This is a genomic window from Winogradskyella pacifica, assembly GCF_003386275.1.
Lineage (GTDB): Bacteria > Bacteroidota > Bacteroidia > Flavobacteriales > Flavobacteriaceae > Winogradskyella > Winogradskyella pacifica.
In genome coordinates, this window is record NZ_QREI01000007.1 from 162,415 (window position 1) to 175,807 (window position 13,393).

Below are 13,393 nucleotides of genomic sequence, written 5' to 3' on the forward strand. Positions count from 1 at the left end.
TTATTCCAATACTAAGCTTAATAAATGTTTACCATAACCGCTTTTAGTTAATGGCTTTACTATTTTTATAAATTGTTTCTTATCGATATAACCCATTCTATATGCAGCTTCTTCTAACGAACCAATTTTTAATCCTTGACGCTCTTCGATAACTTGAACAAATTGTGAAGCTTGCATTAACGATTTAAAAGTACCCGTATCTAACCAAGCCGTCCCTTTATCTAGTACGCTAACTTTTAACTTCCCTTGATTGAGATAATACTTATTTACATCTGTAATCTCTAGCTCTCCGCGTTTACTTGGTTTAATGTTTTTTGCTATTTCAACCACTGAATTATCGTAAAAATAAATACCAGGAACCGCATAATTCGATTTTGGTTTTTTAGGCTTTTCTTCAATGGAAACCGCAATATCATTCTCATCGAACTCCACGACACCATAGCGTTCTGGATCGTGAACATGATAGGCATAAATGATTCCTCCATCTGGATCATTATTTTGTTGCAACAGATCAGCTAAGCCTGTACCGTAAAAAATATTATCACCAAGTATCAATGCGACCTTATCATCTCCAATAAACGCTTCACCAATAATAAAGGCTTCTGCAAGTCCATTAGGGGATTCTTGTACGGCATACTCAAAATTACAGCCATACGATTTTCCATCGCCTAAAAGCTTTTTAAATAAAGGCAAGTCTTGAGGTGTTGAAATAATTAAGATATCATTAATACCAGACCACATCAAAGTAGAAATAGGATAATAAATCATCGGTTTATCGTAAATAGGCATTAATTGCTTACTTACGGCTAAGGTTAATGGATGTAACCTTGTACCAGATCCTCCTGCTAAAACGATTCCTTTCATGTTAAGTATTTTTTTATTGAGCTAAGCTGTATTTAAACGGCATATAGAGTTCTCATTGCTATGTATACTTCCTTAAATACCACTCTATGGTTTTAATAATTCCTGTTTCAAAGTTTTCATCTGCTTTCCAATCCAATTCATTTTCAATTTTAGAGGCATCAATAGCATATCTAAAATCATGTCCTGGTCGATCGTTCACAAACGTAATTTGTTCAAAATATGAACTATCCTTTGGTACCAAATCATTTAAAATATCACAAATTTTTTGCGCTATGTATAAATTGTCGCGTTCGTTATTTCCACCGATATTGTAGGTTTCACCTGCTTTACCGTTTTGAAAAGCCAGGTCAATACCTTTACAATGGTCTTCAACATACAACCAATCTCTAATGTTTTTACCATCACCATAAATTGGTATAGGTTCATTATTTAAAGCTTTTCTAATAATAGTTGGAATTAGCTTTTCGTCGTGCTGTTTAGGCCCATAATTATTACTGCAATTTGTTGTAACCACATTCATACCATATGTATGAAAATAACTTCTTACAATAAAATCAGACGATGCTTTTGATGCACTGTAAGGGCTATTAGGTGCATAAGGGGTTTCTTCCGTAAACAAGCCTGTATCTCCTAATGTGCCGTATACTTCATCTGTAGATATGTGATGAAATCTATTATTCTCGCAACCTTCTTTAAAAGCAAAAGGAGCATCCATCCAATGGTTCTTAGCTATATTTAGCAAAGTGAATGTCCCATAAACATTAGTATTAATAAAGGCATCTGGATGCTTAATGGAGTTATCAACATGCGATTCTGCAGCAAAATGAATAACGTCAGAAAAATTATAGGTTTCAAAAAGCGCACCTATAAGTTCTGTATCACAAATATCTCCTTTAATAAAAGTGTAATTAGCATTGTCCTCAAGTTCCGTTAAATTAGAAAGCTCACCTGCATAAGTGAGCTTATCTACATTAACGACTTTAATATTCTTATACTTTTCTAAAAAAAAGACTATAAAATTTGAACCGATAAAACCTGCCCCACCCGTAATTAGTATCGATTTTGTTTTACTCATATTCTTTAATATACTTAAATAACTTAATAGCTAAAAATCCTAAAAGGAAAAGCAATAAACCCAAAACTGGAAATATAATAAAGTAGCGCGCTTGAAGTTTTTGATCCTCAATACCTAGCCTATCAAAAGACGAAACTATATCAAAATAATTATTCTTTTCAACGATACTCTTATCTAAATAATTTAAGTTTTTTCTAATTATCTGTTCTTCTAAAAATAAATCATACTCATTAGTTATTGATTTTTCTTCCGTAATAGGAAGACCTGTATTTAGTCCGAATGATAAATCCCTATTTTTTGATTCGTTCTTTAAAACTTCTAAATATGTATTTTGAATACTATCTAAACGTGACAACTCTGTCATTAAAGACAAGCGATCAATATGAACAGTACTATCTCTAATTTGCTTTTGTTGTTTGGCAAAATCATTTTCAAAAGTCTTTCTAAAACCTTCATTTAGCTTTTTAAAAACATCTTGTTTATTCGATTTTGCAGTAATCGTATATATACTCCCCGATAATAAATCTCTATTATTAACGTATTCTTTATAGTTTAATTGATCAACCAAAGATGTATCAATAGATTTTACATATTCACCATATTCGACAAACAAATCATTTTGAGTTACAGGACCAGCCTCTAATTCAAACCCCTTTAATTTACTAGCATAAGAGCTATCCATTTCAAAGATTTGTGCTAACTCAGCAACATTATTGGATTTAATTAACGCATTAAAATATTCAATATCATTAACTAATTGATATTTTGAATCAAAATGAGCTTCAACAACCATTTTTGAAAAATAAATTGGTTCCGTTGATTTTTCATATATAAATCCTAAAACGACCAAAACTATAAAAATCGCAGCAGAAATTTTAAAATATACAATTAATGGTTTTAGTACATAAATAACAGCAGAAAGAATGCCTTTAAATATACCCCCTATAAAAGCAAATAATTTCTCAAATAATCTACCGATTGCATTAAATAACTGACCTAAATCAACCTCTTCATTGTCGGGTTGCTGTGGTAATTTTTCACTCATGTGTTATGAATTAAATATTTGTTCTAGAATTTTTTTTGTGATAACATATGTTGGCTTAACACCAGAAGTTCCTAAACCTCCAGAAGCTAAAGTACCTCCTGTTTCTAAAGGGTTATCACTAGCATAATAAGCATACCTTACTTTAACATCTTCATTTATACTACCTCTAACTCTAGATGCAGCTTGAATGGCTTTTTGATAATGTGCTCCCTCCATCTCTAAACCAATGACGTTCCATGTTGATTTTTTAAAGAATTTTAAAATTTCTTTATTTTGAAGCGATGTACCCAAAACAGTTACCATCGTACCTTCAAAAACAGAAACACCACAGTCTAATAAATCATTTTTACTCAACTCGTTTTTAAACGGGTAGTTATCTGCTGTACCTTCAAAAATATGTGCTGTTGGTATCATTACATCACCCTTACCCCCTTCTAAGATGCCTGCTTTTCCCATAATAGAAATAGACTTTACATCTAAATGAATTGCTTTATCATCTACATGTATAGGCTTTAAAAGCTCATCTAAGGTCTCATAAGCTTGTTCTCCAAACGCATAATCCATTACAAAAATAACAGCTTTCTTCTCTTTAACCTCTTCTAGATATTTAAACTCCGTTTTAGAAAAATCGATTTTAGCAGTATCAAAAATCTGAATATCTATATTCGTCCCTGACGTATCATTTATTTGAATCATCCCATTTTGCAATGCAGATTTTTCGACTTTATTCCGTAATACCGAATTTTTAGAATCACTTAAGGCTTCGTAAGTTTGAAAAATATCTTTTTTTGCATCTGCACCTTTAAGCGCTCCTTTAGCAAATAAAGAATTCATAACACTATGCATGTTGGCACTAATGATATGAATTGGTCGTTCTAACAATCCATTTTTATGTAACTCTGCTTTTATAGTATCTGCCCATATTTCTCCATGAATATGATGACCTAGACGTTCTCTTAAAACAGGACTAAAAGTTATAGTACGCTTAGAATTATTAATGGTTTCTTCTATAGCCAGTTTACCTAACCAATATACAATGTGTAGTAAGCGCTCTGGCTGATCTTCGGTCGCAAATTTTGGATATGCCTCAGTAAGTTCGTTAAACGTTCTTCCTAAAATATTAGCCGTATGTGTAATCGCTATTTCACGTTCTTTCTGTGTTAATTTCTTTGTAGAAAGTACAGCATTCTCTAATTTTTGCCAATCTCTAACCGTAGAACCATCTTCGTCTATGATAACACGTTTACTAATTTTATGAGACTCAACAAACAAAAAGGTAAGGTGCGTTAATATATCGTAAATCTCAGAGCGTCCTCTCGTAATTTCAATATTCATTTGCTCATCATCAATACGATAGCAATTACGTCTTCTCTTTGGTGGAATTATGGCTTTAAAGTGTGAGTTTCCGTAGCCTTCATCACTAGTAAGGTTTATAAACGTACATTCTTCAATACCTTGTGGTAAACGATCTACCACATAAAGTAAACCTTCTAATTCTGCTTTTTCTTCTCCAATAGAACCATAGATTTCTGGTCGTAATAACAATAATGCTTCACGCAAGGTTTCTCCAGAAACTCCCATAGGCTTATAAAACCCACGATTAAACAGGTGTCTCATCGTGATATACATGCGTTCTATAGCGCTAGAACTCTCTTGAGCTCTAGTTCTTCCTTGTTTCTTTTTATTTGTAATCATAATCTTAATTTGACCTACAAATATAGGCTTATTTGATTAATTTTAGTTGATGCATACTGTCTGCAATTTTTCTATCATTTGCGAGTCTTGGAATTTTATTTTGACCGCCCAATTTTCCAATCGATTTCATATAGGTTTGAAATCCATCTTTTTTAATTTTTGTAACCAATAAGGGTCTAAGGACTTTACCTTTTATCAAATCTAAATAATAACTATTTTGTTGTTGTAAGGATTGCTCTAAAGCACTGATAAAATCATCTAGGTTATCAGGTGCGTTTTCAAACTCAATTAACCATTCGTGATACGGTAAGCCTTCCTCTGGACTTATTTGAGGTGCCACCGTAAATTCATTCACTGAAATCGAAGTGCCTTCAGTTGCTTCCTTTAAAGCTTGCTCTACTTCTTTCCCTATAACATGTTCTCCAAAAGCTGAAATAAAATGTTTTATTCTACCACTTACAATCACGCGATACGGTTTTAATGATGTAAACTCTACTGTATCACCAATATTGTATGCCCAAAGCCCTGCTGTTGAAGAAATAATCATTACGTAATTTACGCTTAACTTTACATCTGCAATTGTGAGGCGTTTTGGATTCTCCTCAAAGAAATGTTCTGCTTCTACAAACTCATAAAAAATACCTGAATTTAGCTGAAGCAACATGCCACGTTCATTTTGTTTATCTTGAAATGCAAAAAAGCCTTCACTCGCAGGATACAGTTCGATACTATCTACTTTTCTTCCGATTAAATTTTCGAATTTAGCTCTGTAAGGTTCATAATTCACTCCTCCGAAAATAAATAGATTGAAGTTTTTAAAGAGGTCACCAACATTTTGTCCTGACTTTTCAACCAGTTTTTCAAAATACATTTGCACCCAAGATGGAATCCCAGAAATGATGCTCATGTCTTCATTTATAGTTTCATCTACAATGGCTTCAACCTTAGTTTCCCAATCGTCAATACAATTAGTTTCTAAACTTGGTAATCTATTTTTTTGAAGATATTTAGGCACATAATGCGCTACAATCCCTGATAATCTTCCTAGTTTTATTCCATGCTTTTCTTCCAAAATAGGACTCCCTTGAAGAAAAATCATTTTACCATCTACAAACTTAGAATTCCCTGTTTCATTAATATACATTAAAATCGCATTTCTAGCCGCTTCAACATGCGTTGGCATACTTTCCTTTGTTATTGGAATGTATTTTGCTCCAGAGGTTGTCCCAGAAGTCTTCGCAAAATAGATAGGTTTACCTTTCCAAAGGATATCTTCTTCACCTGCGACAACACGTTCTACATAAGGTTTTAAATCTTCATAATCTCTTATGGGAACATTAGACTGGAAATCGGCATAAGAGGATATAGTACTAAAATTATGGTCTTTACCAAAAGCGGTTTGTTTTGCATTAGAAATTAAATGCTCAAAAACCTTTTGTTGAGTTTCAACAGGTTTAGATGACCATTTCTGAATACGTTTTGCAACATATTTAGCAAACGGTTTAGAAAGTGCAGCTTTAAATGAAGGCATTATTCAAAATTGATAAAATTAGTTGGATCTACAGAGTAACCTTTACTCCACAATTCAAAATGAAGATGTGGCCCTGTGGTTAACTCACCAGCATTACCAGACATAGCAATAACTTCGCCAGATTTTACGACATCACCTTGCTCTTTTGTGAGTGCCGAATTATGTTTATAAACCGAAATCAATTCTCTATTGTGTTCTATAATAACCACATAACCTGTTTCTACTGTCCATTCTGCAAAAATCACAGTCCCATCTGAAGTTGCTTTTACAGGTGTATTTAATGGCACAACGACATCTACAGCAAAATGTTTTTCCTTTAAATTATAACCTTCGGAAATGGTGCCATTTACCGGTGGAAATAAAATGTAACTAGATTGATCACCAGATACTTCAAACAAATTATACTTATCTTCTTTGGCCACTTTTTCTCTTAAAAGTGAATCTTCTCTATTCGTTGGTACTTGTAAAATATCTAAATCATTTTTAGCTGCTTCAATAATAGAATCTCTATTAAAATCTAACGATGCTACATCTCCTGTTAATACTTTTCTAATCGATGCGTAATAACGCTTGTTCAATTCTAATTCTTGCACCAATGAATCCGTTTTATAGTTCAGCATGGTCGCTTTCTTTTTCAATTTTGCTGAAGAATACCCAGGAATATATTCTCTTAGAGGTGTAAAAGCAATTAATAAAACCGTTAAAAACACAAGTGTAATGGCAGAAAGTGATGATAGTATAAAAACATTAAGTCGAGTTAACTTAATTGCAAAACGCTCTTCAAAAGTATCTTCGTTAAGAATTACTAAACGGTACTTATGCAGTAACTTTTTTGTGAATTTCTTTTCTTTTTTTTTCTTAGTTGCCATCGAAACAAAATTAGTTAAAATACTCAAATACTCTTATGATAAAGTCTTAAAGTTGCCATAAGAACGTTATTATTAAACTATAATTACTTAACTTTGCTGCCTAAATTAAAAAATTATGAGTTTAAGCATTATACCTTTATTTGTTGGTCCATGGCAGTGGGTTATCATAGGTCTTGCAATTCTTTTATTGTTTGGTGGCAAAAAGATTCCAGAATTAATGAAGGGATTAGGTAGCGGAATTAAAGAATTTAAAGACGCTAGCAAAGACGAATCTACCGAGAATAAAGAGAAGAAATAAAACAGAGTCAGTAGATTTTAATCTGTTGAAAATAAAAAGAGGTCATCTAAAATTATATTTTAGATGACCTCTTTTAGTTTATTATAAACGTAGTTTACTCTACATTTCTATAAATTAATTTATAGTTATCGATTTAATAATCGACTCTAATTCAAAAATATAATCTCGTTTCTCTAAAGATGGGGCGTAAACATAACCATCTGCAATTAAATAACGATTGTTAATCTTATCTTCAATCGCATACGTTATAAATGGGCCTGCCATAGTAAAACCTTTCATTATCCACATCCCTCTAACTTCGTAAGCTGGTTTATTATCTATTATGGTTTTAAACATTGATGGTGCATAAGCATCTTCAACAGCCATATAAATACCATCTTCGCCTGGGATCTTAGATTTCGTAATCTCATCTCGCATCTTCACAATATCCACAATCGTACTGTCTCCGATAGAAATAGTTTCGAATGGTACTTCGTAAAACATAAGCTCCATTGTTTTTGTATTTGACAGATTTTTACGAACCCAGAAAAAATTATCATCCGCTTTACTTATTCTGTAGGCCGAAGGCATATTAATTGTAATACCCAATTTGTTCTCCATAGCCGTATCATCTAACAACGATAACTTAATACGTCGTTGCTTCTCCTTTACTTCTTCTTTAGTAAATGCATCAATGATTTTGGCTTTATTCTCTTCTAATTGTGCAATGATATCTTTATCCGATTTACCACCTACTACAGCAACTGTTTGCGGTTTAGCAAATGCTTCATGTACAATTTTAGTGGTGGCCTCAATATTCCCTTTTTCAATTTTAAGTACAATTCTACTTCGCGCAGCAAAACCATCAAAAACCTGAGTTGGAATTTGTCTCATGTTAAAAATTGGTTCTTCTGTTGGCAAACCATTTAAAGGAGCAGCAAATATATTTCGGATCTTTTCTCCCACTTCGCCTTCCCAAACCATGTTATCTGCCACAATAGAGATTGTATTTAAATTTCCATTAGAAGCTGGCAAATAAGTAGTATTATCTTCTACCTTTTTATCTCCGCATGCCAATAACAACACACAAAATAATACAGTGTAAAGCGCTTTCATAAGTTTTGTTTTTTGTTGGTTTACTATTTAGACACAATTAGTGTCATTCCTATTTTGAGTTTATTACTACTAATATCGTTCCAATCTTTAATATTCTGAACAGAAACTCCAGAAAACTTTTGAGCAATAGTCCAAAGTGAATCTCCTGACTTTACTTTATAGGTTTGCTTTCCTGCAGAATTTATTACTTTTTTAGTGGATGTAGAACTACTAAAAACCCCATGGTTCTTAGAGAAAATGGTTAAGCGTTGTCCTATTTTTAGATCGTTACCCCTTAAATTATTCCATTGCTTTAATTGGCTTACGCGTACTCCATACTTTCTAGCAATTTTACCAAGGTAATCTCCGTTTTGAACACGATAGCGTATTTCAGAGTTTGCGCTAGCGTTAGCTAATTCTGGTAATTGTTTTTCTCGTTTTTCAAATTCAGCATTTGCAAAAGCATAGATTTTATCTTCATTAGTTACAAATGTACCAATTGCTTTGCGAGGCAATCGTAAACTATAGATTTTACCTTCAACCTTTGGAATGATATCTAATTTATAAGATGGATTTAAAAACTGTAATTCTTCAATTTTTATACCAGTTGCTTCAGATACATGATGTAACGAAATCATTTGTTTTACATGAACGGTATCGGTTTGTATAAGTTGAAAATCTGGACGCTCAGGTTGAAAGCCATGTTCCTTTGCGTATTCAAAAATATACATGGTAGCTAAAAATGCTGGTACATAACCAGCGGTTTCTCTAGGTAAATTTGTTCTAATATTCCAATAATTTTTAGAACCTCCAGAACGTCTAATTGCTTTATTTACATTACCAGGACCAGAATTATATGCTGCCAATGACAAATCCCAATCTCCAAAAATACGATACATTCTATTCAAATATTCTCCTGCCGCTTTTGTAGCTTTTATAGGATCACTTCTGTCATCTACATAACTGCTGACATCTAAATCGTGCTCTTTTCCGGTGCCGTACATAAATTGCCAAAGACCAGTGGCACCAACTCGCGAACGCGCTCTCGGTTTTAAAGCCGATTCTACAATCGCCAAATATTTCATTTCTAACGGAATATTCTGATTATCAAACTCTTGCTCAAACATCGGAAAATAAAAATGACTTAATCCCATTAAACGCTCTATCGAATTACGTCTATGTTTAAGGTAACTTTTAATTACACTTTCTAAAGATGTGTTGTATTCTACATTAAAGGGCGTTCTGGCATTAAGCCTTTCCAACCTTGCTTTTAATGTATCTGTAGACAACTCAGGATAATCTACAGGCTCATAATCTAGTTCTCTAACCGATTTGTATATCGTATCAAAAAGTGAGTTACTGTACAGTTCTTCTAGCCACTTCTTATCGAGCTCTGCAACCTCATGTAAATCTTTTAGGTTTTTAACATCTAAAGTATCTACAACAGGCTTTATTTTTTCACCAGGCTTAAAGAGTTTACCATCAATAACTGAACCTTTGGTCGGAATTACTTTTGACGATTTATTTACAATGCTATCCGTTTTGGCTTGGGCATACCCACTACATACAGACAGACATAAACAAGCTAATAAAAACGTTTTTAATATCATGGTTTACAAGAATTGATTAAATACCAATTACCAGTTGAAATTAATTATAGTTAAAGCATCACCTTTTACTACCTTAATTTCAATTGGTAACCGATAGAGCGTTCAACATCATACAACGCTGAAATCGCTAAAAATAGTATATTTTAAATTATGAGTTTAAAATAGCCGCAATACCAGGTAAGGTCTTACCTTCTAAGCTTTCTAACATTGCTCCACCACCTGTACTTACGTAGCTTACTTTGTTTTCAAAACCAAATTGTTTTACTGCAGCAACCGAGTCACCTCCACCGACTAAAGAAAACGCACCATTTTTAGTCGCATTTGCAATAGAGTCACCAAGTGCGATAGTACCTTTAGAAAAAGTTTCTAATTCGAAAACACCTAATGGGCCATTCCAAAGTATTGTTTTACATTGGTTAACAACAGCATCAAAATTTTCTCTTGATTTAGGACCAGCATCTAAACCTTGCCATCCATCAGGAATTGCAGTAACATCACAAATTTGAGTATTTGCCGTGTTACTAAAATCATCTGCTGCAACAACATCTACTGGTAAGTGAATTTTAACACCTTTAGCTTCGGCTTGCTTTAAAATTTCTAAAGCCAATTCCATTTTATCATCTTCACAAATAGAATCACCAATTTTTCCACCTTGCGCTTTTACAAACGTAAAGGTCATTCCACCACCAATAATTAAGTGATCAACTTTATCTAATATATTTTCTATTACTGTAATTTTTGATGATACTTTTGCACCACCAAGTACAGCTAAAACAGGTTTCTCACCGTTTTCCATTACTTTTTTTATACTCTCAATTTCTTGAGCTAATAAACTTCCAAAACATTTATTTTCAGGAAAAAAATCTGCTACAATCGTTGTAGATGCATGTGCTCTATGCGCTGTACCAAAGGCATCATTTACATAAATATCTCCTAATTTTGATAATTGCTCTGCAAAATTTCTATCTCCTTTTGTTTCTTCTTCATGAAAACGTAAATTTTCAAGTAATAAAATTTCACCTGGTTGTAATGCATTAGCCTTTTCTTCAGCTTCTGCTCCTACACAGTTACTAGCAAATTTCACTTCAACTCCTAAAATGTCTTCAATTTTAGGAATAATATGCTTTAACGAATATTCATCTTGTACACCTTTTGGACGTCCTAAGTGCGACATTAAGACACAACTCCCTCCGTCTTCTAAAATTTTAATGATAGTTGGTTTTGCAGATACAATTCTTGTAGCATCGGTAACCTGAAAATCATCATTTAATGGCACATTAAAATCTACTCTTATTAATGCTTTTTTATTTTGAAAATTAAAATCGTTTAGTGTCTTCATTTTTTTGGTTTTGAAACACAAATATAAAGATTAGAAACAGAAATTTTTTATATAGTTTTGCTTTATGCAATTTTCGAAGGTTTTAGGTCAAAAACATATTAAAAATCATCTTACCACAAGTGCAGACGCAGGTAGAATTGCGCATGCGCAACTATTTGTTGGTCCGGAGGGTTCTGGCACGCTTCCAATGGCTTTAGCCTATGCACAATACATACTCTGTGGCAATACAAATGGTGAAAATTCAGGAGGAAAAGACTCTTGCAATATAAAGTTTAAGAATTTCTCTCATCCAGATTTACACTTTGCATTTCCGGTTACAACAAGTGATAAAGTAAAAAGTAAGCCTGTTTCTAAATATTATCTCGAAGAATGGAGACAACTCATAGATCAGCAACCTTATGGCAACTTATTTGATTGGTACAAACTTCTGGGTGTAGATAACAAACAAGGTCAAATTGGTGTAGATGAAGCGCTAGAAATTGTAAAAGCCTTAACATTAAAATCTTATGAAGGCGGACATAAAGTGATGCTGATTTGGATGGCTGAAAAATTGAATACAGCTAGTGCGAATAAACTTTTAAAGTTAATTGAAGAGCCACCAAAGGATACCATATTTATTCTTATCGCAGAAGATGAGGAACAAATTATTAGCACTATTAGATCGCGTTGCCAGATATTACATTTTCCGCCCTTAGCAGAAGAAGCTATTTCTGAAGCTTTAGTTAAAAATTATCATATTGAGCAATCCGTTGCCATAAAAATAGCACACCAATCTAATGGTAATTACAACAAAGCTTGTGATCTTATCTATCACGATAGTGAAGATATTCAGTTTGAGAAATGGTTTGTCTTCTGGATCCGCTCTGCGTTTAAAGCGAGAGGAAATAAAGCAGCCATTCACGATTTAATATCTTGGTCGGAAGATATTGCTAAAACCGGACGTGAAACTCAAAAAAAGTTTCTAAATTTCTGTTTAAACTATTTCAGACAAGCCTTATTACTTAATTATAAAGCCGATGAGTTAGTTTATCTTGAACCTAAATCTGATGATTTTAAACTTGCAAAATTTGCTCCCTTTGTTCATGATTCTAATATTATAGAAATTTCAGATGAATTACAGGATGCAATTTATCATATAGAGCGCAATGGAAATTCTAAAATTGTGCTTACCGATCTATCCATTAAACTAACGCGTTTATTACATAAAAAAAGCCAAGCGTCTTAGGCTTGGCTTTTTAAAACAAATTACTATTTGTTATTATTTCTCTGTAGTTGCTTCCGTTGAATCCTCTTCTGTTTTAGAATCCTTACCACTATACTCAGCATTAATTTCTTTTATTACTACGTCTGTAATATCATTAGCTTCATCTCCATAAACTACGCTTCCTGCTTGGTTTTTTCCTAAAATAAACGTGTAACCGTTCTTTTTACCATAACCTTCTACAAATTTGTTCATTTTTGAAATCACAGAATCCATTTCAGTATTGAACATTTGCTCCATCTGTTGTTGTTGCATTTGCATTTGTTGTTGGATTGGTTGCCATTTTTGAGAAAAAACTTGAGATTCTTCTTGTTGTTTTTGTGGAGACAACCTACTTAAACGTTGTTGTACAGATTGCATTTCCATTTGATAAACTCTTGCGATACTATCGCGTTGCTTTGTAAAATCGTCATTCTGAAGTTTAAATTTTTCTTCAATATCAATTTTCATTTGGTAATCATTGATAATTTCTCCGTTATCAATGAAAGCAATTTTTTGTTGTTCTTGGCAAGATGCTGCACCAATTAAAACCATTAAGCTTAAAACTATTTTTTTCATATTATTTCTGTTATTTAAATTTTGAGAAAATTCTATAAAATTTTCCTGTTTATGTTTCAAATTAATTTTTGCAAATGTATAAAAGTTACGCTGTGATTTCTTCAATTTTTTCACTATTGATATTTTCTATTAAAGATTACTCCTGTAATTTTAAAAACCTATTAAAAACAAAGC

Annotated in this window: 12 protein-coding genes; 2 read left to right on the forward strand and 10 right to left on the reverse strand. The window is 32.8% G+C overall.

Features of this window, described 5'->3' with window-relative positions; all coding sequences use genetic code 11:
- The 6 genes from rfbA to DFQ09_RS14525 are packed head-to-tail and all read right to left on the reverse strand — an operon-like array spanning window position 1 to window position 7,079.
- On the reverse strand, window positions 1–864 hold the full coding sequence (gene rfbA / locus DFQ09_RS14500; protein ID WP_115811588.1) for a glucose-1-phosphate thymidylyltransferase RfbA: 864 nt from the start codon (window positions 862–864) through the stop codon (window positions 1–3).
- A gap of 58 nt (window positions 865–922) precedes the next feature.
- Window positions 923–1,939, reverse strand: a complete 1,017-nt coding sequence (gene rfbB, locus DFQ09_RS14505; protein WP_115811590.1) for a dTDP-glucose 4,6-dehydratase — start codon at window positions 1,937–1,939, stop codon at window positions 923–925.
- Window positions 1,932–2,984, reverse strand: a complete 1,053-nt coding sequence (locus DFQ09_RS14510) for a hypothetical protein (RefSeq protein WP_115811592.1) — start codon at window positions 2,982–2,984, stop codon at window positions 1,932–1,934. Before DFQ09_RS14510 ends, rfbB begins: the two co-directional genes overlap by 8 nt.
- Window positions 2,985–2,987: 3 nt before the next feature.
- Window positions 2,988–4,679: a DUF6909 family protein gene (locus tag DFQ09_RS14515; protein WP_115811594.1), complete on the reverse strand. Its 1,692-nt coding sequence runs from the start codon at window positions 4,677–4,679 to the stop codon at window positions 2,988–2,990.
- Window positions 4,680–4,707: 28 nt separating this feature from the next.
- Entirely contained in the window at window positions 4,708–6,210 is a 1,503-nt protein-coding gene (locus DFQ09_RS14520) for a GH3 auxin-responsive promoter family protein (protein ID WP_115811596.1), read from the reverse strand.
- Window positions 6,210–7,079 (reverse strand): M23 family metallopeptidase, encoded by an 870-nt coding sequence (locus tag DFQ09_RS14525; protein ID WP_115811598.1) that lies wholly within the window; start codon window positions 7,077–7,079, stop codon window positions 6,210–6,212. Before DFQ09_RS14525 ends, DFQ09_RS14520 begins: the two co-directional genes overlap by 1 nt.
- A gap of 115 nt (window positions 7,080–7,194) precedes the next feature.
- Between DFQ09_RS14525 and DFQ09_RS14530 the strand changes: the two genes are divergently transcribed.
- A complete protein-coding gene (locus tag DFQ09_RS14530; protein WP_179333984.1) occupies window positions 7,195–7,377 on the forward strand; it encodes a twin-arginine translocase TatA/TatE family subunit in 183 nt (60 codons plus the stop codon).
- A gap of 114 nt (window positions 7,378–7,491) precedes the next feature.
- Here DFQ09_RS14530 and DFQ09_RS14535 read toward each other — a convergent pair whose 3' ends face one another.
- The 3 genes from DFQ09_RS14535 to DFQ09_RS14545 form a co-directional block, all read right to left on the reverse strand.
- The gene (locus tag DFQ09_RS14535; protein ID WP_115811602.1) at window positions 7,492–8,472 is read right to left on the reverse strand and encodes a DUF4837 family protein; all 981 of its coding nucleotides are present in this window, start codon (window positions 8,470–8,472) and stop codon (window positions 7,492–7,494) included.
- 23 nt (window positions 8,473–8,495) lie between these two features.
- Window positions 8,496–10,061: a LysM peptidoglycan-binding domain-containing protein gene (locus DFQ09_RS14540; protein WP_115811604.1), complete on the reverse strand. Its 1,566-nt coding sequence runs from the start codon at window positions 10,059–10,061 to the stop codon at window positions 8,496–8,498.
- A gap of 148 nt (window positions 10,062–10,209) precedes the next feature.
- Window positions 10,210–11,400 carry a phosphoglycerate kinase gene (locus DFQ09_RS14545; protein ID WP_115811606.1) on the reverse strand — a complete coding sequence of 397 codons (1,191 nt, stop codon included), beginning with the start codon at window positions 11,398–11,400 and terminating at the stop codon, window positions 10,210–10,212.
- Between the two features lie 64 nt (window positions 11,401–11,464).
- On the opposite strand from DFQ09_RS14545, the gene DFQ09_RS14550 reads away from it, so the two are divergent.
- A complete protein-coding gene (locus tag DFQ09_RS14550) occupies window positions 11,465–12,625 on the forward strand; it encodes a DNA polymerase III subunit (protein ID WP_115811608.1) in 1,161 nt (386 codons plus the stop codon).
- A 33-nt stretch (window positions 12,626–12,658) separates the two neighbouring features.
- Here the strand turns inward: DFQ09_RS14550 and DFQ09_RS14555 are convergent, their stop codons facing one another.
- The gene (locus DFQ09_RS14555; protein ID WP_115811695.1) at window positions 12,659–13,219 is read right to left on the reverse strand and encodes an OmpH family outer membrane protein; all 561 of its coding nucleotides are present in this window, start codon (window positions 13,217–13,219) and stop codon (window positions 12,659–12,661) included.
- Between the last annotated feature and the right edge of the window lie 174 nt (window positions 13,220–13,393).